This is a genomic window from Mesorhizobium sp. C399B, assembly GCF_030323185.1.
Classification (GTDB): Bacteria; Pseudomonadota; Alphaproteobacteria; order Rhizobiales; family Rhizobiaceae; genus Mesorhizobium.
In genome coordinates this window covers 5,566,733-5,586,382 of sequence record NZ_CP100472.1, presented here as the reverse complement: position 1 = coordinate 5,586,382, position 19,650 = coordinate 5,566,733, and the positions used below count along the sequence as shown (strand labels likewise).

21 protein-coding genes are annotated in these 19,650 nt (G+C 63.5%); 2 read left to right on the top strand and 19 right to left on the bottom strand.

Annotated features, from left to right (window positions below):
* Positions 1 to 8 precede the first annotated feature (8 nt).
* Positions 9 to 926 carry a fatty acid desaturase family protein gene (locus tag NLY36_RS26495; protein ID WP_023735509.1) on the bottom strand — a complete coding sequence of 306 codons (918 nt, stop codon included), beginning with the start codon at positions 924 to 926 and terminating at the stop codon, positions 9 to 11.
* Between the two features lie 87 nt (positions 927 to 1,013).
* Here NLY36_RS26495 and NLY36_RS26490 point away from each other — a divergent pair, with 87 nt between their 5' ends.
* Complete coding sequence (locus NLY36_RS26490) at positions 1,014 to 1,913, top strand: LysR substrate-binding domain-containing protein (RefSeq protein WP_023735510.1); 900 nt, start codon at positions 1,014 to 1,016, stop codon at positions 1,911 to 1,913.
* Positions 1,914 to 1,926: 13 nt separating this feature from the next.
* On the opposite strand, the gene NLY36_RS26485 is transcribed toward NLY36_RS26490, so the two are convergent.
* The 8 genes from NLY36_RS26485 to NLY36_RS26450 all read right to left on the bottom strand — a co-directional run bounded on the left by NLY36_RS26485 (position 1,927) and on the right by NLY36_RS26450 (position 9,913).
* Positions 1,927 to 2,199 carry a DUF3303 domain-containing protein gene (locus NLY36_RS26485; protein WP_023670254.1) on the bottom strand — a complete coding sequence of 91 codons (273 nt, stop codon included), beginning with the start codon at positions 2,197 to 2,199 and terminating at the stop codon, positions 1,927 to 1,929.
* A gap of 38 nt (positions 2,200 to 2,237) precedes the next feature.
* Positions 2,238 to 3,701, bottom strand: a complete 1,464-nt coding sequence (locus NLY36_RS26480) for a RimK family ATP-grasp domain-containing protein (RefSeq protein ID WP_023692866.1) — start codon at positions 3,699 to 3,701, stop codon at positions 2,238 to 2,240.
* Between the two features lie 5 nt (positions 3,702 to 3,706).
* Positions 3,707 to 4,804, bottom strand: coding sequence for a peptidase C39 family protein (locus NLY36_RS26475; RefSeq protein WP_023735511.1), 1,098 nt, complete (start codon positions 4,802 to 4,804; stop codon positions 3,707 to 3,709).
* A gap of 159 nt (positions 4,805 to 4,963) precedes the next feature.
* Positions 4,964 to 5,755: an anti-sigma factor family protein gene (locus NLY36_RS26470; RefSeq protein WP_023687291.1), complete on the bottom strand. Its 792-nt coding sequence runs from the start codon at positions 5,753 to 5,755 to the stop codon at positions 4,964 to 4,966.
* Positions 5,752 to 6,270: an RNA polymerase sigma factor gene (locus NLY36_RS26465; protein WP_023670250.1), complete on the bottom strand. Its 519-nt coding sequence runs from the start codon at positions 6,268 to 6,270 to the stop codon at positions 5,752 to 5,754. Before NLY36_RS26465 ends, NLY36_RS26470 begins: the two co-directional genes overlap by 4 nt.
* A 162-nt stretch (positions 6,271 to 6,432) precedes the next feature.
* Positions 6,433 to 6,849 (bottom strand): type II toxin-antitoxin system VapC family toxin, encoded by a 417-nt coding sequence (locus NLY36_RS26460; RefSeq protein WP_023692861.1) that lies wholly within the window; start codon positions 6,847 to 6,849, stop codon positions 6,433 to 6,435.
* Complete coding sequence (locus NLY36_RS26455) at positions 6,849 to 7,091, bottom strand: type II toxin-antitoxin system VapB family antitoxin (protein ID WP_023735512.1); 243 nt, start codon at positions 7,089 to 7,091, stop codon at positions 6,849 to 6,851. The genes NLY36_RS26460 and NLY36_RS26455 overlap by 1 nt, the downstream gene beginning before the upstream one ends.
* A 47-nt stretch (positions 7,092 to 7,138) precedes the next feature.
* A complete protein-coding gene (locus tag NLY36_RS26450) occupies positions 7,139 to 9,913 on the bottom strand; it encodes a DUF2339 domain-containing protein (RefSeq protein WP_023735513.1) in 2,775 nt (924 codons plus the stop codon).
* A gap of 247 nt (positions 9,914 to 10,160) precedes the next feature.
* Here NLY36_RS26450 and NLY36_RS26445 point away from each other — a divergent pair, with 247 nt between their 5' ends.
* Complete coding sequence (locus NLY36_RS26445; protein WP_023687287.1) at positions 10,161 to 10,625, top strand: NUDIX hydrolase; 465 nt, start codon at positions 10,161 to 10,163, stop codon at positions 10,623 to 10,625.
* 100 nt (positions 10,626 to 10,725) lie between these two features.
* Here NLY36_RS26445 and recO read toward each other — a convergent pair whose 3' ends face one another.
* The 10 genes from recO to NLY36_RS26395 all read right to left on the bottom strand — a co-directional run bounded on the left by recO (position 10,726) and on the right by NLY36_RS26395 (position 19,623).
* Positions 10,726 to 11,517 (bottom strand): DNA repair protein RecO, encoded by a 792-nt coding sequence (gene recO / locus NLY36_RS26440; RefSeq protein ID WP_023692858.1) that lies wholly within the window; start codon positions 11,515 to 11,517, stop codon positions 10,726 to 10,728.
* Positions 11,518 to 11,619: 102 nt separating this feature from the next.
* Positions 11,620 to 12,513, bottom strand: coding sequence for an aminoglycoside phosphotransferase family protein (locus tag NLY36_RS26435; RefSeq protein ID WP_023735514.1), 894 nt, complete (start codon positions 12,511 to 12,513; stop codon positions 11,620 to 11,622).
* A 44-nt stretch (positions 12,514 to 12,557) separates the two neighbouring features.
* Positions 12,558 to 13,484 (bottom strand): GTPase Era, encoded by a 927-nt coding sequence (gene era, locus NLY36_RS26430; RefSeq protein WP_023670243.1) that lies wholly within the window; start codon positions 13,482 to 13,484, stop codon positions 12,558 to 12,560.
* Positions 13,481 to 14,197, bottom strand: a complete 717-nt coding sequence (rnc, locus tag NLY36_RS26425) for a ribonuclease III (protein ID WP_023670242.1) — start codon at positions 14,195 to 14,197, stop codon at positions 13,481 to 13,483. Before rnc ends, era begins: the two co-directional genes overlap by 4 nt.
* Complete coding sequence (gene lepB / locus NLY36_RS26420; RefSeq protein ID WP_023670241.1) at positions 14,197 to 14,946, bottom strand: signal peptidase I; 750 nt, start codon at positions 14,944 to 14,946, stop codon at positions 14,197 to 14,199. The genes rnc and lepB overlap by 1 nt, the downstream gene beginning before the upstream one ends.
* A 90-nt stretch (positions 14,947 to 15,036) precedes the next feature.
* Entirely contained in the window at positions 15,037 to 15,450 is a 414-nt protein-coding gene (gene acpS / locus NLY36_RS26415) for a holo-ACP synthase (RefSeq protein WP_023670240.1), read from the bottom strand.
* Positions 15,447 to 16,031, bottom strand: a complete 585-nt coding sequence (locus tag NLY36_RS26410; protein ID WP_023670239.1) for a DUF2062 domain-containing protein — start codon at positions 16,029 to 16,031, stop codon at positions 15,447 to 15,449. The genes acpS and NLY36_RS26410 overlap by 4 nt, the downstream gene beginning before the upstream one ends.
* 288 nt (positions 16,032 to 16,319) lie before the next feature.
* Entirely contained in the window at positions 16,320 to 16,700 is a 381-nt protein-coding gene (locus NLY36_RS26405; protein WP_023684494.1) for a VOC family protein, read from the bottom strand.
* A gap of 11 nt (positions 16,701 to 16,711) precedes the next feature.
* The gene (gene pyrE, locus NLY36_RS26400) at positions 16,712 to 17,290 is read right to left on the bottom strand and encodes an orotate phosphoribosyltransferase (protein ID WP_023731418.1); all 579 of its coding nucleotides are present in this window, start codon (positions 17,288 to 17,290) and stop codon (positions 16,712 to 16,714) included.
* Between the two features lie 101 nt (positions 17,291 to 17,391).
* Positions 17,392 to 19,623: a RelA/SpoT family protein gene (locus NLY36_RS26395; protein ID WP_023735515.1), complete on the bottom strand. Its 2,232-nt coding sequence runs from the start codon at positions 19,621 to 19,623 to the stop codon at positions 17,392 to 17,394.
* Positions 19,624 to 19,650: the final 27 nt, after the last annotated feature.

Below are 19,650 nucleotides of genomic sequence, written 5' to 3'. Positions count from 1 at the left end.
CGAGCGCCTCAGCGCAAGGTCTCGACGTATTTCTCGTGGAAGCTGACATAGCCGGGTTCGACGACTTTGAGATGGCGCTCGATCAGCTGGTGGAAGGCCGGCAGCTGATGGAAGGGCACGCCGGGATTGGCGTGGTGCTCGGCGTGATACGGCATGTTCCAGGCGACTTTGCGCACCAGCCAGTTGGTCAGCGTGGTGCGGGTGTTTTCCAGCATGTTGGCGACAAGCGGGCAGCGGCCATGCTCGGCCAGCAGATAGAGCCTGAGGAAGGGCTGGCCGAGCAGCGCCGGCACGATCCAGACATAGAGCAGTACACTTGCCTCGAACCACAGGGCTAGCGCGGCGACCACGACATAGAAAGCGATCATGGCGCGGGCTTCAGTGCGCACCTTGGGCAGGCCTTTCGGCGGCACGTAGCTGTCGTGGCAGCCGCCAATCGCGTTGGTGTAGAGTGTCTGCAAATGCCCCCACCACACCGGCAGGCCCGAGACGTGGACGATGTATTGCCGCATCGTCTCCGGTTTCGGGAAGGCGAGTTCCGGATCGGTCTCTGGATCCTGGGTGAAACGGTGATGGGCGAAGTGGAAATAGCGAAACCAGTCGGCGGGCAGCGCGATCGCCAGGCTGCAGACCCTTGCGGCGGCATCGTTGAGCCACTGCGTCTCGAACGCCGTCCTGTGCACCGTCTCATGCAGCAGCGTGAACAGGAAGACGATAAGAATGCCTTGCGGCAACATCAACAGCGGCCAGTACGACACCTTGGCCGCAATCAGCCCGCCGATAGCCACAATCGCGCCGAGATGGAAGGCGAGTTGGACCAGACCCGGCCCGTCCGACTTGCCGGTCAGGCGGCTGCGCTGCTCATTGGTCAGAGACGCGACGACGTCGCGATGGTCTCTGGGTTCAAACTGGGCCGATACGGCCATGGCGCCAAGCTACTCGAATAAGAAAGCTTTCGAAAGACGAGGATTTCTGCGACACAGATAAGCTGACCTTACCTATCGGATCACCCAATGACCGCGCTTCCTTCCCTGAGAGGACTTCAAGCCTTCGAGGCGGCGGCGCGCTCGGGGAGTTTCGCCGCAGCGGCGGATGAGCTCTCGATCTCGGCGGCTGCGGTCAGCCAGCTCATTCGCACCGTCGAGGAGCAGATGGGTCGAAAACTGTTCCATCGCGTCAACCGCCGCGTGGTGCTGACGGAAGCCGGCGTCGAGATGCTGCCCCGGCTGACCCTGGCTTTTCGGGAGATCGGCAGCATCGCGCGTGGCAGCGATGCCTTCCGCCCGCGGCTTGTCGTATCGGTGCCGCCGTCCATGGCGATGGGCTGGCTTTCCGAACGCCTCGCCGGCTTTGTGGCCAGCCACGGCGCCGTCGACATATCCCTGCGCGGCGATGACGATCCGGTGCCGTTCGACCGCGAACTGATCGACATCCGGCTGTCCTTCGGCCCGCACTATCGTGAACACCCGACCGAAGACATTGTCAGGGACGCCGTCTACCCCGTCTGCGCGCCAGAACTCACCGCCAAAACCGACAGCCTCGCCGGCCTGCCACTGATTCACACCGACTGGGGACCGACCGGCGCGTCGTTTCCGTCTTGGCGCACCTGGTTCGAGGCGGCGGGCATAGAACCCGGCCGCGCAGTGCAGCGCGGCCTGTCGGCGAACTCGTCGCGGGCAGCGCTCGACCTTGCCATTTCAGGGCTGGGCGTGGCGCTGGCGCAAGGCATTTATTGCGCCGGGGCGCTGGAAGACGGCCGTTTGGTCCGGGCGAATGCCCTATCGATCGCGCTGCGTCAGCCATATTGCCTGACGATCCCGGAACGCAGTGCAAGGCGCGACCTGGTGGCGGCGTTTCGCAATTGGCTGATTGAGGAATGCCGGCGGTCGGTGGGTTCGCCGGTGCTCGGCTGATGGACCGAACTGCTCAGAGATGGCCGGCCAGTGCGGCGACCATGTCCTTGTTCGTCGCCACGGGAATGATCTCGAACTCCACCAGGTCAGACCATTCGATGACCCAGCGCTGCAGCAGCGTGACGTCATCGGCCTCGACCAGCAGGAAGCAGCGGCTCATATCAGCCGCGATCCAGGAGTGGTGCACGACAAGCGCGTCCGGCTTCAATCTGCCGCGCTCGCCGAAACGGCGGTAGATCTCCTTGCGGTCGCAGCCGGTGAAATCCTCGATGACGATGAACTGCATTTTTCCCCCTCGGTTGAATTGCCGCCCGGGACGGCAAACTAACGCCCGGGACGGTCCAGCCGCTCCAGGAACCATTGCGTCAGCCGCACCCAGACTTCGTCCTTTTCGCCGGAATCCTCCCAGCCATGGTCGAGGTTCGGGTTGTCGTTGACCTCGATGACGAAGACGCCATCCTTGGTTTCCTTGAGATCGACGCCGTAAAGCCCGTCGCCGATGCAGCGCGCCGCCTTCACCGCGGTGTCGACGACATGCGGCGGCGTCTCTTTCAGCGTGAAGGTCTTGATGCCGCCCTGGTCGGGCTTGCCGCTGGCCTTGTGGTTGACGATCTGCCAGTGTTTTTTCGCCATCAGATAATGCACGGCAAACAGCGGCTGCCCGCCGAGCACGCCGACGCGCCAGTCATATTCGGTCGGGATGAATTTCTGCGCGATCAGGAGATCGGAATCCTCCAGCCACTCGGTGGCGAGCGTCTTCAGTTCCTCGAAGTTGCCGCATTTCTTGACGCCGCGCGAGAACGATGAATCCGGGATCTTCAGCACCAGCGGAAAGCCCAGCGTCTGCGCCGCCAGTTCGAGGTCCGAGGTGCCGGCTATCATCACCGTCGGCGGCACCGGCACCTTGTTGTAGGCCATCAGTTCGTTGAGATAGACTTTGTTGGTGCAGCGGATCATCGACAGCGGGTCGTCTATCACCGGCATGCCTTCCTGCTGGGCGCGGCGCGCGAAGCGGTAGGTGTGGTTTGAGATCGAGGTGGTCTCGCGGATGAACAGCGCGTCGTAATTGGCGAGCTTGGCCAGGTCCTTCCTGGTGATCGGCTCGATTTCGACGCCCATCTTTTCGGCGATCTTGGCCCAGTAACGCAGCGAGGAAATCTCCGACGGCGGCAGTTCCTCATGCGGATCGACCAGCGTGGCGAAGGTGTAGCGTGCCGGCGTGCGGCCCTTGGTGTCGCGCCACTCGCGGTTGGTGTACGTCTCGAGCGCCTGCACGAAGAGGGCTTCTTCCTCCTCGGCCATCCTGGCCAGCGGCAGGAAGCCGATCTTGCGGATCGAAGCCCATTCGGCGCTGTCCTTGATGTGAACCTCAAGCGCCGGAGCGCGGAACCAGTCGAACAACAGCTTGGCGAAGCGGTCCCAGACCTTCGACGGTCCGATGCCGAAGAAGATGCAGATTTTTTGCGGGAATACGCCACCGAGATCCTTGCGACATTTGTTGAGCGCCAGCTCCAGTTCCGGCAGCGCGTGCTCGTAGAGCTTGCGCTCGGACAGGTCGATCATCGTCTCGACCGTCGGGATGACCTTGTGGCCGCGCGAACCGGCGAGCAGAGAGGCATAATAGCCGCGGCTCTGGTAGGCGTAATTGTTCGACAGGTTGATGACCTTCGGCTGCTGGCCGCGAAACAGCGCCGGATGCGCAAGATAGTCACGGTTGGTGATGATCTTGTGCGGCGTCGCCGCCGGGTCGAGATCGTTCTGACGGCCGGTGAGGATGACCCAGGTCATTGTTATCAGCGTTTCCCAAGAGTGATGGCAGCACGCAGTCCGTCGCGGCCGAATTGCGCCATGTTCATGAAGATGCCGTGCGGCACGGGAATGTTGGCGGCATCGAGGATGGTCTCCTGTCTTTCGTCCTCGACCCAGGGATCGTGGATCAGGATGTGGTCGCCATCGTCGCCGATAGCCAGCACCCAATGCGGCACCTTCTTGCCGAACATCAGGAAGCCGCTGATCAGCACCAGCACCAGTTTTCCCTGAGCCAGGGCGCCGCGGATATCGTCGATGGTGAATGGACGGTAATTCACCGGGATGCCGTAAAGTTCCGCGCGGCGGCGAAAGTCCACCTGGGCAAGTTCCATCACCCGGCGCTTGTCGTCGCTGCGCACCGATTGCAAGAACAGCGCGCCATAGAAGGACACGAAGATTTCCGCCGCAAGCCCGCTTTCGTAGCCGGCAACCGCAAGGCCGAAGGGCTCGCAGCCGCCTGGGCCGGACATCATGAACACGGTCGTTGCCTCGCGCCATAGGCGGATTTCCATGACCGGATCGGGCACGAAGCCGGAATCGAAATTGGCCATCGCCATCATCAGGCAGCATGGACCGCAGGTGAACTCGCAGGTCTGCTGGTAGAATGGGACTTTGGTGGCGACCGGAATATCGCCGCGCAAGGTCTTTTCGTAGCGCAGCGCGGTGGCGCCATCCTCGTAATAGTGAGGCTCGCGACCGATCTTGCGGTAGCCGCTCTGCTCATAGATGCCAATGGCGCGAAGATTGTCCTCGCGCACTTCGAGACGCAACATCATGCGGTCGTGCTCGAAGGCAGCTTCTTCGGCCGCTGCAAGCAGCATGCGGCCAATGCCGCGGCCGCTGAAAAACGGGCTGGTGGCAAGCGAATAGAGCCGGGCGACGCCGCTGCCCTTGCGAAACAGCACGATGGCGTAGCCGGCGACACGACCATCGCTTTCGGCGACCAGCATCTCGGCTGTCTCGCGTTCGATCAACAAGCGGAAGGAGCGCCGGGAAATGCGGTCACTGGAAAAGACCGCCTTCTCGATGGCGGCGAGGTCATCGACGTCGGACGCGCGGGCCTTGCGAATCTCGGCAGGCATGCGGGTTTGGAAAACCTCGATTGGGTGGAGGAAAAGACCGCAGTCAAAAACGTCGCAAACATCAGCCGAAACGCCGATATCCATCAAGCGCTATCGCACTTCGAATAGGGCCGAATTGTGACACTTTCTACCCCGGCGCATTCCCGAAACGGAATGCGCTTAACTGGCGATACCAGCCAGAAGCTGACCGTAGGCCCGCTTGGCGACCGCAGCCAGTTGCTCGCGCGGCAGCGAGCCGACGACGGCGCAGGCATAGCCCTTGTCCAGCCAGTAGACCGCCTCGGGGCCGTCGGCGTCCGCCATGTAGGTGCCCTTGGACTTGGCTGAGGAATCAGCGGTAACGAACAAGGAGATGCGCTGACCCTTGGCGTCCTCGTAAAGCAGCATCGCTGCCTTGCCCTGGCCGGCGGGCAGCAGCCGGCCGCCAACCAGCTGGAAGCCTTCCGCCACCAGATCCGGCGCCACCAGTTTCAGGCCGACGCGGTTGGACAGCCAGGTCTGCAGGTGATCCTTGTCGCTTGCCGGCACTTCCACCGCATGGCGCTGTTCGGCGGCATAGATGACATGGGCGGCGATCGCCTCTTCGGCCAGTTGGTCATCGGCGCCATCTTCCCTGCCGATGCCGTCGATGCCGGCAAAATAGCCGCCAAGACCGCCGATGACGAGCACTGCGGCCGCCGCGGCCGCAAGCCACCAGCGCGACTGCCGCGCCGCCGCTTTGGTCGCGCCTTCACCGCTAACGATCTGCTTGAACAGCACCGGCACGGGCTCGTCGAGCACACCGGCAAAGGCGGCGCGCAACGCGGCGCGGTCGGCGGTGTAGCGGGCGCTTTTCGCCTTCATTTCGGGATTGGCGTCGATCCAGGCGTCGTAGGCGGCGCGCTCGTCGCCCGGCAGCTCGCCGTCGAGAGCCATGTGGATATCGCGTTCGGAAAAATCGCGGCGGGTCATTTCTCGACGATCCTTATCGAGCGGCGGCGCGCCGTGTCATCGAGCAGGCTGCGCAGCTCCTCGCGTCCGCGCGCTATGCGCGACATCAGCGTGCCGGCGGGCACGCCGAGAATGTTGGCGGCTTCGGCATAGGAAAACCCTTCGATGGCGACCATGACGAGAGCGGCGCGACGGTCGGGGCTGATCGCCTGCAATGCGTCGATGATCTCGCGCGAGGCGGCGTTCTCCGCCTGCTCGGCGGGGACTGCCTGCGCCTCGTTTGCGTCAAGCGGCAGGATCGCTGCCTCACCGCGCCGGTTCACCTTGCGCATCTGATCGATGAACAAATGATGCATGATCGTAAACAGCCACCTCCGGGGGCTTTCTCCCGTCTGCCAGCTTTCAAGCCGCAAGAGCGCTCGTTCGAGGCAATCCTGGACGAGATCGTCAGCGGATTCGCGGTCGCGCAGAAGCGAGCGTGCGTAGCGGCGCAGGCGCGGTATTTCGCCAAGGATTGCTGCCTTCTTTTCGTCCATGACCGCTGGTTCTGAGGTCGCCCTTGTTTAACCCGATTGAACGCGCCTTCCCGGCGCGGCGCAAGCGGCCAGCGCGAAGCGGTCTGCCGCCCCGGTCACCCAAGCAGTGAGATAACGAGTTGATCGGCTAAATTATTCCCCGCAATCAACAAAAGGGCCGAATTATCCTAAATCGGTCAGTGCGAAATCATGGCCTTTGTACAGCAGTGGAAGATCGCGGCTTTTCGCGCAGGCGTAAGCAAAACAGTCCCCGAGATTCAGATCCGCCTTGTGGCCAACGGCTTTGCCGTAACGGGCGCTCGCGTCAATGGCCCGAGAGCCGATGTTGTCGTCAATGGCCAGACTCTCTCCCATGATCTCAACAATGAACTCATCGATCAGATCGCGGGCATGGAGAAGGGCTTCAGCGCTGGGTCTGCGCGGGCCGGCGCCGGCCCTTGCCAATGCCTGTGTTGCTTCGAAGTGAACCAACGGAGAAACCCAGACCTGCCCGGAAAAACCGGATAGCTGCTTCAGCAATTCCTCCCACCCAGGTTCCTGGTTGAGAATGGCGACGATCACCGACGCGTCGACAAACATCAGTCTTCCCACAGCTCGTCGGTGAACTTCTTCATATCGAAGTCGGGATTGGGCAGGCCAAGCTTCCTGGCCCTGTCCTGAAGACTGGCGATCCGATCGCGCAGCAGCACCTTCGCTCGATTGCGCTCAAGTTCGTGCACGAGCGCGACCCTCACCGCCTCCGTTTTGCTCGGAGCGTTCGTCTCGCGTTGCAATCTGCTGGCCAGCGCATCCACTTCGTCGTCGCGGATATAGAGCGGCATTGAATATCCTCCGTTGGATATTCATTTATTCCACCTCGTATATCACTTCAAGTTGCAGCGTTGGCCTCCCTCGCCGCCCGCGTCAGCAGCCGCTGGTAGAACAGGCCGATGCCGATCAGCACGGCGCCAAGACCGATGAACGACAGCGCCCTGAGCACGCCTTCCAGTTCCGACATGTCGAACAGGAAGACTTTTACCACGGCAATCGCGATCAGCGCCGCCGAGGCAATGCGCAGCACCTGCGACTTCAGCCAGACGCCGGCGGTCAGCAGCACGACGCCGATGATCAGCCAGAGCGCCGAATAGGTGTAGGTCTCGAGCTGGCCGAGGCCGCTCCACAGGCCGATGAACTCGCCCTTGAACACGCGCCTGACCGACAGTGTGGCGTAGGCGAAGACAAGCAATGCCGCCACCACCGCCAGCATCTGCGCATACCATGGCGGCCGCTTGTCCCTGGCATAGAGCGCCAGCCCGCCGGCAGCGATGGCCGGCAGGAGATAAGCCAGGAACAAGAGGTTGAACACCGGGATCTGGCCGGTCGATTCGTCGGTGAACAGCGGATTGAGCACCAGGAAATGCTGGAGGACGATGAAGGCGACCGAGAGCACGCCGGCAGCCATCGAGCCATAGCGCAGCACAGAGCTTGGCGAGCGCATGTCGATGGCCACCAGTATCGCGCCGGCGCCGATGGCGATCAGCGTATAGATCGCCTGTTCGGCGAGCGTCACCGGGCCGGTGTCGATGACGCCGCCATGCATGGCGTGGCGCACCAGCATGGCGACGGTGAGCAGCGCAAACAGGGCTGCACCCGCCTCCATCGCAAGGCGCGGCCGGCCATTGCCAGTTGTTGGTAGTGCGGGGGTGGTACGCGCGAGTTGCCAGGCGGCAAAGCCGAAGGCCAGCGCCGGTACGCCGTATCCCGGCAGCAGCCAGTTGAACACCGGCGTCGTCGTCAGGAACTCGGCGCCGACGATGGTCGGATCGAAGGCGACGCGGCCGAGCACGGCGACGACCGCGCCGACCGAAATCCAGCCGAGCACGGGATAAGAACGCCAACGCGTCGCCAGCGCCGGCACGATGGCGGCAACGCCGGCAAGCAACGTGGTCCAGCCGGAACCGAAGGCCATGTGCAGCATCAGGAGCCCGGCCAGAGCCGAGCCGCAAAGCGCGAAGGAGACGGCGACGTCGCCCTTGAGCGGCGGCTGTTCGGCGCGCGCAATCCATTCGCCGCCGGCGGCGAAGACGACGACCAGAAGGGCAGCTATCGCCGCGTAGACAAGGTCGCGGTCGAGATTGCCGTAGGCAAGCCACAGCGTCAGCAGAATAAGCAGCGGCGCAGCGACGCCCCATGCCGCCCAGCATGCCGCGCGGACCCGTGCTGAGGCGGCGAAGCGGCGTGCGGCCCAGAAGCCGGCGCCGATGAAGACCAGGCCGAGGCCAATGCCGATGCGCAGCGTCAACGGATTTCCGGCCGCCACCGGCATGCCGTCAAAGCCGATATTCCCCTGGGTTATGTCGGAGCCGATGGTGGTGGGCGGAATGATGCCGAGATGGATCATCACGCTCACCACGCCGGCGGCATGCAGCAGCGGCAGCGCGCGCGGCCGGTAGAGTGCGGTGGCGACAAGGGCGACGAGGACGAAGGCGCCCGGCAAGGCGCCACCGGCGGCGACCAGCGTCGTGTCGACGGACAGGCCTAGCGCTGAAAACGCAACGAAAACGCCTGGCACGATCGAGGGCCAGTCGAAGCCGGTCTTCGCCGTCTCCGCTTCGCTGTCACGTGTGCCCAGCCAGACAAAGGCAAGCACCGCCAGCGTCACCGCGTCGATGAACAGGATGACGGCAAGGTCGGCGACTAGCGTGCTCATCATGTAGACGATGGTCCAGGCGCCGGTGCCGAAGAAGGCCGCCGCAATCAGGAATTTCCAGTCGCGAATGCGGGCGATCACGGCTGTAGCGGCAAGCACGATCGCCAGGTAGACGAACAGCGCCCATGGGTTGGGCGCCTGCGAGGACACAAGCGCCGGCGTCGCCATCGAGCCGACGAGACCGATGCCGGCCAGGGCCTGGCCGTGGACGAGGGCGGCGACAATGGTCGCCACGCCGATGGCGCCGAGCACGGTGAAGGCGAAGGCCGGCCCGACGAAACCGTAAATGGCATGCGCGGCATAGACCGTACCGAACAGGATGAAGGCGCCGGCAGCCGTCAGGATCGCCGGAATATAGGCGCCTGCAGCCCCTTGCACCGGCACCTTGAAGCCGGTGCGGCGGATGAACTCGCCGCCGCCGATCAGCACCAGGCCGAGCAGCGCCGCCAGGGACAGCCGCACTTCAGGGCCGAAAATGCCGGCCTCGATGGTGTAGCGGATCAGGAACAGGCCGCCCAGGGCCAGCGCGACGCCGCCGACCCAGACCGCCCAACGGGTGCCGAGCGCCGTTTCGACCTCTGACTGGCGGGCTGCCTTCGCCGTGGCGGCAGGCGCGGATCCGGTGAATGCCGCCTTGGCCGCGGCCGACAGTTCTGGCACGGCCTCGCTGGTGGCCGCATCGGCTTCGGCGGCCGGTGCCTGGGCATGTGCCGCGTCGGCTGTTGTTGGCGAAGCTATGTCGGCAACTGGTGCGGTGGCCTGAGCGGCATCCGCCGGTGCGCTTGCAACCTGCTCGACCGGTTTGGCAACGGGCGGTGTCGCATGCACGCCGGACAGAACCAGGCTGCGCAGCGCTCCGAGCTCGCGCTCGATCAGACTGACACGGCCCTGCTGGCGCAAGACGAGGACAAAAAGCACGATAACGACGACGGCGCCAATCAGGCTTTCAAACATGGCGGTTCCCCCAAACCAGGCCAGTTTTCACTGACAATTGCGGCGGCCACACGGCCACCCCAGACGGCTATTCAAGTCACGCCACCGCAATGGTGGCCGAAAAGAAGTTATCGAGCATGTTTCGTCGGCAAATTCCAGCGGCCTACGGTCTTTATCCTCACCCATCATCTGAGATAGCCAGGAATGGCATGCCGCCGCCACTTGCCCAGGAGCCATGCTATCCTCGGATGAACTGTGGGGAAATCGAATGCCGAAACGAAGTGCAGGGCTGCTGATCCACCGGACAAGGGCCGGCATTCTCGAATTTCTGCTCGTCCATCCCGGCGGCCCATTCTGGGCAAGGAAGGATGAAGGCGCTTGGTCGATCCCCAAGGGCCTCGTCGAGGACAATGAAGATGAGTTGGCCGCCGCCCGGCGCGAGGCTGGGGAAGAACTCGGAGTCAGCATCGAGGGTGATTTCGAGCCTGTCGGCAGCTATCGGCAAGCCGGCGGCAAGATCGTCATCGCCTGGAGTGTCGAAGCCGATTTCGATCCCGATGCCGTTAAAAGCAACATGTTCACGATGGAATGGCCGCCCAGGTCAGGCGTGACGAGGGAATTTCCCGAAATCGACAGGGCCGGCTGGTTTTCCTTCGCGGAGGCCAGCCTCAAGATCCTCGGCGGTCAGCGCGCCATCCTCGATGATTTCATGGAGCATCGCAAGGCCGGCTGAGGCTCTTGCCCTACGAGTACCCCCACCCTAACCCTCCCCACAAGGGGGAGGGAATGCTGCCGCATGCAGCTTTTGCTGTGAACCTGGACGGTTGCGGAGGTCAGCACCCACCGAGTCTCCCTCCCCTTTCTGGCGCAGCGTCTGCCGTAGTGGCGGCATTGCCGCCCGAATGATGCTTGCGCAAGGCGGCGAGGAAGCCGGCACGGGCATCGGGCTGTTCAATGCCGCGCGGCTCGTAGACATGGCGGGTGAAAAAGAAACCGGTCAGATGGAAGGCGTCCTCGAGTGCCGCGTGGTCCGCCCGCAAGCCGGAGCCGCGCTGCAGGAAGGCCGGCAGCGCCAGCATCTTGTCGCGCCACGGCGCACCGGCGGCTCGCGACACCGCACGGCCGGATTTCGGCGAGACATAGGCCAGATCCTGCCTGGCGCCGGTCGCCGCGCACTGGCTGAGATCGAGGCCGAAGCCGAGTTCGTCGAGGATGAGCAGTTCGAAGCGCGCCACCAGTTCCCCGGCGGCATCCGAATCGTCCAGATGGGCGATCATCACGGCAAGCGTCTCATACAGGCCGCCATGGGCGTCGCGCTCGGGCAGGAGTCTGAGATGCGCGGCCATGGTCTGCAGGCCGTAGACGGCGACTGCGCTGTCCATCAACCGGGCGGCATTCATCTCGATCGCCTCGGCCTGGAAGGTGCCGAGATGCTCGTCGAGGCGTGCCCGCCACAAAAGGTCGACGCGGTTGCCGGGCTGCAGCACCGGCTGCTGCTTGCGCGAGCGCCCGCCGCGCACCAGGCCGAGATGGCGGCCATGCGCACGCGTCATTACCTCGAGAATGGCGCTGGTTTCGCCATGCTTCCGGGTGCCGAGTATGATTCCCTCGTCGCGCCATTCCATGGCAGGAGCTTGTCACCGGTTGCATGGCGAAATCAAGATTTTGGCGCACCGCGTGCGATCTGTGCTGACATTGGATCTCCGCACATCGTCGAAAGGCTCCGATCACGCGAATTTCCGGTGATCGGCCAGGACGTCGTCGATGACGCGGCGCGATCGCTCGGCTTCGGCTTGGTTGGCGTCGTGTCCGGCAACGGTGATCAGCGCCTTCCACAGCGTCCAGCCGCGGCCGCGCGCCCAGGTCGCTTCATCGACGTCGATGGCGGCACGGAACGCCTCCCGGCTCTCGCCCTGGAAGAACGTCCAGGCGATCGCCAGGTCGCAAGAGGGATCGCCGATCCCGGAGGTGCCGAAGTCGATGACGGCGCTCAAACGGCCGTTTTGGACCAGAAGGTTGCCCCAAGCGACGTCTCCGTGGAACCAGACGGGCGACCCTTGCCAGGTGGCGGCAAGGGCCGCATACCAGACAGCGGTGGCCGCCTGGGTGTCGATCTGCCCCTCCAGCGCCTGGAGTGCTTCCCTTGTCTGGTTGTCATACACGCTCAGCGATCCGCCGCGGAAGAAATTGTGCTGGCCCGCGGGCGGCCCGCCCGCCGGATCGATCCGCCGGAGCGCAATGAGGAACTTGGCCAGATCGACCGCGAACTGTCGGCGATCGGCGATTTCGGCGGTCTTGGCTGTTTCGCCGTCGATCCAGCGGTAGACGGACCATTGCCAGGGGTAGTCCTCCCCAGGCTCGCCCATCGCCAGTGGAACCGGGATCGGCAGCGGCAGAAGCGGCGCCAGCCTGGGCAGCCAGCGGTGCTCTTTTTCGACCTGCAAGGCATATGGTGCGGCACTCGGCAGCCGCACAGTCATATCATTGCCGAGGTGGAAGGTTCGGTTGTCCCAGCCGCCAAACGCCACCGGCCTCACCGGCAGATGCCGCCATTGCGGAAATTGCGCGGCGATCAACCGGCGCACGAGATCGGTATGGATGGTCGGTTTTGGATCAGGCATGTCATCGTCTCAAACTGCCGGGCGGCATTTCCAGACGATGAAGCTCAATGGGGAAACTCAAGCCCCATCTCGCGGTAGCGCTCGGGGTCGTCGCCCCAGTTTTCACGCACTTTCACGAACAAGAACAGGTGCACTTTCTGCTCGAGAATGCCAGCTATTTCCATGCGCGCCGACTGGCCGATGGCACGGATCGTCTCGCCCTTGTGGCCGAGCACGATCTTCTTCTGGCTGTCGCGCTCGACATAGATGGTCTGGTCGATGCGCACCGAGCCGTCCGGTTTCTCTTCCCATTTCTCGGTCTCGATATGCGAGGAATAGGGCAACTCCTGATGCAGCCGCAGATACAGCTTCTCGCGGGTGATCTCGGCGGCCAGCTGGCGCATCGGCAGGTCCGAGATCTGGTCTTCCGGATAGTACCAGGGGCCGACCGGCAGAGCTTGCGCGAGATAGTCGAGCAAATCCTTGCAGCCGGAGCCGGTCAGCGCCGAGACCATGAAGGTGCGCTTGAACGGCACCTTTTCGTTTGCTGCCGCAGCCAGGGCCAGCAGCGCCTCGTGCTTGACCCGGTCGACCTTGTTGAGGATCAGCACCATCGGCTGGCGGACGTCCTTCAGCCGCTCGAGGATGGCGTCGGCGTCACCCCTGATGCCGCGCTCGGCATCGATCAGCAGCAGCACGATATCGGCGTCCTTGGCGCCACCCCAGGCGGTGGTCACCATCGCGGTGTCGAGCCGGCGCTTCGGCTTGAAGATGCCGGGCGTATCGACAAAGACGATCTGCGCGTTGTCATGCGTGGCGATGCCGCGCACGATGGCGCGGGTGGTCTGCACCTTGTGGGTGACGATCGACACCTTGGCGCCGACCAGTTGGTTGACCAGCGTCGACTTGCCGGCATTGGGCGCCCCAATCAGGGCAACGAAGCCGGAATGCGTGGCCTCCGCTGCCGGAGGGAGATCTTCGCTGCCGGTCATGCCGCACTCCCTTGGTTGGCCCAGATGCCCTCGCGCATAAGAAACGCCGATGCCGCCGCTTCTTCGGCTGCGCGGCGAGAGCCGCCCGTGCCGCTTGCCGGCGCAAACCCGCCGACCTTCACGGACACCGTGAAAACCGGTTGATGTTCAGGTCCCTCGCGTTTCTCGATCGCGTATTCGGGCCTGACATCGCTGGTCTTGGCGAGCCATTCCTGCAGGTCGGATTTCGGATTGGGCGGCTTGGCCACCACCTTTTGCGAGCGCGGCTCCCAGTAGCGCAGGACGAATTGCCTTGCGGCATCGAGGCCGCCGTCGATATAGACCGCCGCGATCAGCGCCTCGACCGCATCCGCCAGATAGTTTCCGCCCGAGCCACGCGAGCGCGCCTTCAAGGCAGCGTCGGCCCGAACCAGATCTTCGAGCTGCATTTCAATGCCGATCTCGGAGCATGTCCGCGCATCGACCAGGGCATTGAAGCGCGGGGCGATTTCACCTTCCGGCGCTTCAGGAAACTTTTCGAAAAGCAGGTCGGCAACGATCAGGCCGAGCACGCGGTCGCCAAGGAATTCGAGGCGCTGGTTGTTGCTGCTTGCCTTGACCGCACTGGAATGGGTCAGCGCGGTCTCGAGCAAACGGACATCCCGGAAGGAATGGCCGGTTTTGGCTGTCACCAAATCGGCCAGAGTTTCACCCGTCGGGCGCTTCAAAGCCATCAATTCACGAAATGGAACAGGCGCGACAGGCGCACCAGCGACGGCCATTTCCAGATCTCGAGCGGGCTCGCCTTCCCGGCGATCGAGAAGAAGACAATGTTGGCGCGGCCGACAAGGTTCTCCGCCGGCACGTAGCCGACGCTGAGGCGGCTGTCGGAGGAGTTGTCGCGGTTGTCGCCCATCATGAAATAGTTGCCGGGGGGCACGACGAACTCGCGGGTGTTGTCGGTGATCGAATTCGGTGTCAGGTCGAGCGTGTCGTAGCTGACGCCGTTGGGCAGGGTCTCGCGATAGACGTCGACCGGCTCAGGCACTTCCGTGATATCAGGATTTTGGATCTGGCCGGTTTTCACACGAGGCACGCCCTGGCCGTTGATGAACAATTGGCCGTCCTTCATCTGGATCTTGTCGCCGGGCAGGCCGACGACGCGCTTGATGTAGTCGAGCGACGGATCCGGCGGGAACTTGAAGACCACCACGTCGCCGCGCTTCGGATCGGAACCCCAGATGCGGCCGGAAAAGATGTCGGGGCCGAATGGCAGCGAATAACGCGAGAAGCCATAGGACCATTTGGTGACGAACAGATAGTCGCCTTCGAGCAAGGTCGGCCGCATAGAGCCGGACGGGATCGAGAAGGGCTGGAACAGCAAGGTGCGGATGACCATGGCCAGCAGCAAAGCCTGGATGATGACGCTGACGATTTCGCCAAGCCCGCCGGATTTCTTCTCGGATTTTTCAGCCACGCTCATGTCGTCCTCGATTGTGCGTTGGATGGTATAGAGTCTCGGCGCGCGCTGGGCAACGTCAAGTCGGCGTTAGATAGCGGTCGTCTGATGCAATCAATGTGGCGCTTGTTCGGCGGGCAACGCCTCGATGATCACAAAGGCTTGAGCAAGCGGGAAATCATCGGTGATTGTGAGGTGGATCGCCGCTCTGTGCCCCTGTGGCAGGATTTTGGCCAGCCGTGCCGCCGCTCCCCCGGTCAGCGCCATGGTCGGCGCGCCGCTGGGCAGGTTGGCGACCCCCATGTCGCGCCAGAACACGCCCTGCGCCAGGCCGGTGCCAAGCGCCTTGGCGCAGGCCTCCTTGGCGGCGAAGCGCTTGGCATAGGAGGCGGCGCGGCCCTTGCGGCCTTCGGAGCGGACCTGTTCGACCTCGGTGTAGATGCGCTGGATGAAGCGCTGACCATGCCGTTCCAGCGACTTTTCGATGCGTCTGATGTCGATCAGGTCGCTGCCGATGCCGATGATCATTCCGCCGGAACTTCCCGTCCGCGGTGCCCGGCCTTATGCGCCCGCTCTGCCATGCGCTTCCTGCGCTGCTCGCGAAAGGCTGTCATCCCCCAGCGGGTAATGCCGTAGAAGATCAGCCCGAAGATCAGGCCGAGCGGCACAGCGCCGATCAGCATCGGCTCGAGCACCGGGTGCCACAGCTTTGCAAACGACAGCGTGTGCATCATCTCACCAAGATGCGCAGGCGGTCCGTTCTTGGGCAGGCGCTCATGCAGGATCAGCTTGCCGACTTCCCAGGACGCTCCCCACAGCAGCGGGAAAGTCAGCGGATTGCCGAAGAATACCGCGCCGAGGGCGGCGGCCACCAGATTGCCGGCGACCACCCAGCAGAGCACGGCGGCGACGGCGAAATGGAAGCCGAGCGGAAAGAAGGAGGCGAAAACGCCGGCCGCGACGCCGGCCGCGACCGCATGCGGTGTCGCCTTCAGCCGCAGGATGCGCTTGGAGAAATATTGCAACGAGCGCGAAAACGAGCGGCGCGGCCACAGATAGGTACGCACCCGCTCCAGAATGCCATCAGGCTTTCGGCGTCGAAAAAGCACTCTGTTCCAGTTCCCGGTTCATCACGCCCAAATTGCAACCATCCCTGGCCGGGCGCGGTCGCTCCATCTTGCGCTTCGAGGGCGCAGAAAGGCAACAACGACTTTGATATAGCGACTGCCTTGCGGCGGAACAATGAAACGCCGCCGCGATGGTCTGCCGCAGGCGGGTAACGATGGTCTGCCGCAGGCGGGTAACAAGAGCGCCATTGGGGCGAAACTGAGGACAATATCGATGAAAGCTCCCCGACGACGGCAAGGCCCGCGCGAGACGACGCCGAGGCGGATAGACTATTCCCGATATTCGCTGACTTCGACCAAATTGCTGTCCGGATCGCGGAAATAGACCGACATCATCGTGCCGCGGGCGCCGGTGCGCTCGACCGGACCGACTTCGATGGCAACGCCATTGGCTTCGAGACTGGCGCAAATCTCGGCAAGCGGCCTTGCGGCGATCAGGCAGAAATCGCCGGACCCAGGCATCGGCGTCTTGGCTTTCGGTTCAAAAGTGTGCGTTGCCTGATGCAGGTTGATCTTCTGCGATCCGAACAGCAACGCCGTCGGCCGGTTCGGCTCGTCGTGACGCTTCAGGCCAAGCACCCGCTGGTAGAAGGCGCAGCTGTCCTCCACCGAGCGGACCGTCAGCACGAAATGATCGATGCCGGCGATCATCGTGATGTCCCCTAAATGTTGCGGCTACCCGGCTTGATCGCCGGGATGGCGGCAAGTTCGGGCGGCAGGCGGTCGGCGGGATAGGCCGGCACCTCATATTCGGCAAGCGCGATCAGCGGCACGCCGACATTGGTCTTGCCGGCCGAGCGGTCGATGATACAGGCCGCCGCCACGACCTCGGCGCCAATCGCGCGCAGGCAGTCGATGGTTTCGCGAATCGACAGGCCGGTGGTGACGATGTCCTCGACGATGACGACGCGCGATCCCGGCGCGATCTCGAAGCGGCGCAGCCTGAACTCGCCGCCTTCGCGCTCCACCCAGATTGCTGGCACACCGAGATGGCGCGACGTCTCATAGGCCGGGATCAGGCCGCCGATCGCCGGGCCGACGACGTAGTCGATCTTGCCCGGCACCGCCTTGCGGATCTTTTCGGCCAGCGCCTTGCAAAGCCGCTCGGTCTTGTCGGCGTGCATGAAGACGCGCGCCTTCTGCAGGAAGACCGGGCTGCGCAGACCCGACGTCAGGATGAAATGTCCCTCCAGAACAGCGCCTGCCTCGCGGAAAATGCCCAGAACTTCATCGGTATTCATAACTCGCCCCATGTCCATGGTGAATGGTGAATGGTGAATGGTGAATGGTAGTGAGAACGCCTTCTTTCACTATTCACTATTCACTATTCACTATTCACTATTCACCCATTCACACGCCGCGCATCGCTGACGCTCGAATTATCCTTGAGCTGCGACAGCAGCCGGTTGAGGTGCTTCAGATCCCAGACTTCGAGATCGATCAGCATTTCGGTGAAGTCGGGCGCGGTGCGCACCATCGACAGCGTATGAATGTTGGCGTCGTTGGAGGCAACGACCTGGGCGATGTCGGCGAGCGAGCCCGGCGCGTTGATGGCGGTGACCGAGACGCGCGCCGGAAAGCGCTCCTTGGTCTGCTCGTCAATGTCCCAGCGCACGTCGATCCAGCGCTCCGGCTGGTCGTCGAAGGCCTGCAGCGCCGGCGACTGGATGGGATAGATGGTGATGCCGGTGCCCGGCTGGACGATGCCGACGATGCGGTCGCCAGGCACGGCCCCTTCCGGCGCGAAACGCACCGGCAGGTCGCCGCGCACGCCGCGGATCGGCACCGCGCCATCGCGCGGCTGGTCCTTGTCCTTGCGCGCGGCTCGGGTGCCGGGCATCTGGAACAGCATGCCGGCGGCGTTGCGGATCTTCGACCAGCCCTCCTCGCGCTGCTTGGGGGCGCTGACGGTGACGCGCTCGTCCTTGTAGTCTGGGAAGACCGCCTTCATGACGTCAGTCGAGGCAAGTTCGCCGCGCCCGACCGAGGCCAGCACATCTTCGATGTCCTTGCGCGCCAGCCGGTGCAGCACCGGCTTCAGGCTTTCCTTGGTGAAGGTCTTGCCGGCGCGCTCGAAGGCGCGCTCGAGAATGCGGGCACCAAGACCTGAATATTGCTTGCGAATGGCGTTCTTGGTGGCGCGGCGGATGGCTGAGCGCGCCTTGCCGGTGACCACCACCGATTCCCACGCCGCCGGCGGCACCTGCGCCTTGGAGCGGATGATCTCGACCTCGTCGCCGTTCTTGAGTTCCGTCATCAGCGGCATGATGCGACCGTTGACCTTGGCGCCGACGCAGGTGTCGCCGACATCGGTGTGCACGGCATAGGCGAAGTCGATGGGGGTGGCGCCGCGCGGCAGAGCGATCAGCATGCCTTTCGGCGTGAAGCAGAACACCTGGTCCTGGAACAGCTCCAGCTTGGTATTTTCGAGGAAGTCTTCCGGGTTGTCGCCTTCTGCCAGTTGCTCGATGGTGCGCCGCAGCCAGGCATAGGCGTTGGTCTCCTTCGAGATCGCATGGGCGGCGCCGTTCGTCTTGCCGCCGGTGTCCTTGTAGATCGAATGGGCGGCGACGCCATATTCGGCGATCTTGTTCATCTCGCGGGTACGGATCTGCAGTTCGACGCGCTGGCGCGATGGGCCGACAATGGTGGTGTGGATCGAACGGTAGTCGTTCTGCTTGGGCGTCGAGATGTAATCCTTGAAGCGGCCAGGTACCATCGACCATGTGGTGTGAATGGCGCCGAGCGCGCGGTAACAGTCTTCGACGCTGTCGACGACGACGCGGAAGCCGAAGATGTCCGAGAGCTGCTCGAAGGACAGCGCCTTGGCCTCCATCTTGCGGAACACCGACCACGGCTTCTTCTGCCGGCTCTTCACCCCGGCATTGATGGCATGCTTCTCGAACAGCGTCGACAGCGCCTTTTCGATGTCGGTCAGCACACCCTTGTTGCGCTCGAATATCTCGGCAAGCCGCGCGGTGACGGCGCGGTAGGCTTCCGGATTGATGAAGCGGAAGGCGATCTCTTCCAGCTCCTCACGCATGCCTTGCATGCCCATGCGCCCGGCCAGCGGCGCGTAGATGTCCATCGTCTCCTCGGCGATGCGCAGGCGCTTGGCCTCGGGCATGTGGTCGAGGGTGCGCATGTTGTGCAAACGGTCGGCGAGCTTGACCAGCAGAACGCGGACATCCTCCGAGATGGCCAGCAACAGCTTGCGCAGGTTTTCCGCCTGCTCGGCCTTCTTGGAGACGAGATCGAGCTTCTTCAGCTTGGTCAGGCCTTCGACCAGCTTGCCCATTTCGGGGCCGAACAGATCGTCGATCTCGGCCCTCGTCGCGGTGGTGTCCTCGATCGTGTCGTGCAGCAAGGCGACAGCGATCGTCGCCTCATCCATGTGCATTTCGGTGAGGATGGCGGCGACTTCGAGCGGATGCGAGAAATAGGGATCGCCGGAAGCGCGCTTCTGGTGGCCATGCTTCTGCATGGCGTAGACATAGGCCTTGTTGAGCAGCGCCTCGTTGACGTCAGGCTTGTAGCGCGCAACGCGCTCGACAAGCTCATACTGACGCATCATGGGCGGGTTCTCACGGTGCTGAAATGA

Bases quoted from the DNA above. Each gene is read 5' to 3' on its own strand.
- NLY36_RS26495 (WP_023735509.1), bottom strand. From the start codon at position 926: ATGGCCGTATCGGCCCAGTTTGAACCCAGAGACCATCGCGACGTCGTC.
- NLY36_RS26490 (WP_023735510.1), top strand. From the start codon at position 1,014: ATGACCGCGCTTCCTTCCCTGAGAGGACTTCAAGCCTTCGAGGCGGCG.
- NLY36_RS26485 (WP_023670254.1), bottom strand. From the start codon at position 2,199: ATGCAGTTCATCGTCATCGAGGATTTCACCGGCTGCGACCGCAAGGAG.
- NLY36_RS26480 (WP_023692866.1), bottom strand. From the start codon at position 3,701: ATGACCTGGGTCATCCTCACCGGCCGTCAGAACGATCTCGACCCGGCG.
- NLY36_RS26475 (WP_023735511.1), bottom strand. From the start codon at position 4,804: ATGCCTGCCGAGATTCGCAAGGCCCGCGCGTCCGACGTCGATGACCTC.
- NLY36_RS26470 (WP_023687291.1), bottom strand. From the start codon at position 5,755: ATGACCCGCCGCGATTTTTCCGAACGCGATATCCACATGGCTCTCGAC.
- NLY36_RS26465 (WP_023670250.1), bottom strand. From the start codon at position 6,270: ATGGACGAAAAGAAGGCAGCAATCCTTGGCGAAATACCGCGCCTGCGC.
- NLY36_RS26460 (WP_023692861.1), bottom strand. From the start codon at position 6,849: ATGTTTGTCGACGCGTCGGTGATCGTCGCCATTCTCAACCAGGAACCT.
- NLY36_RS26455 (WP_023735512.1), bottom strand. From the start codon at position 7,091: ATGCCGCTCTATATCCGCGACGACGAAGTGGATGCGCTGGCCAGCAGA.
- NLY36_RS26450 (WP_023735513.1), bottom strand. From the start codon at position 9,913: ATGTTTGAAAGCCTGATTGGCGCCGTCGTCGTTATCGTGCTTTTTGTC.
- NLY36_RS26445 (WP_023687287.1), top strand. From the start codon at position 10,161: ATGCCGAAACGAAGTGCAGGGCTGCTGATCCACCGGACAAGGGCCGGC.
- recO (WP_023692858.1), bottom strand. From the start codon at position 11,517: ATGGAATGGCGCGACGAGGGAATCATACTCGGCACCCGGAAGCATGGC.
- NLY36_RS26435 (WP_023735514.1), bottom strand. From the start codon at position 12,513: ATGCCTGATCCAAAACCGACCATCCATACCGATCTCGTGCGCCGGTTG.
- era (WP_023670243.1), bottom strand. From the start codon at position 13,484: ATGACCGGCAGCGAAGATCTCCCTCCGGCAGCGGAGGCCACGCATTCC.
- rnc (WP_023670242.1), bottom strand. From the start codon at position 14,197: ATGGCTTTGAAGCGCCCGACGGGTGAAACTCTGGCCGATTTGGTGACA.
- lepB (WP_023670241.1), bottom strand. From the start codon at position 14,946: ATGAGCGTGGCTGAAAAATCCGAGAAGAAATCCGGCGGGCTTGGCGAA.
- acpS (WP_023670240.1), bottom strand. From the start codon at position 15,450: ATGATCATCGGCATCGGCAGCGACCTGATCGACATCAGACGCATCGAA.
- NLY36_RS26405 (WP_023684494.1), bottom strand. From the start codon at position 16,700: ATGATCGCCGGCATCGATCATTTCGTGCTGACGGTCCGCTCGGTGGAG.
- pyrE (WP_023731418.1), bottom strand. From the start codon at position 17,290: ATGAATACCGATGAAGTTCTGGGCATTTTCCGCGAGGCAGGCGCTGTT.
- NLY36_RS26395 (WP_023735515.1), bottom strand. From the start codon at position 19,623: ATGATGCGTCAGTATGAGCTTGTCGAGCGCGTTGCGCGCTACAAGCCT.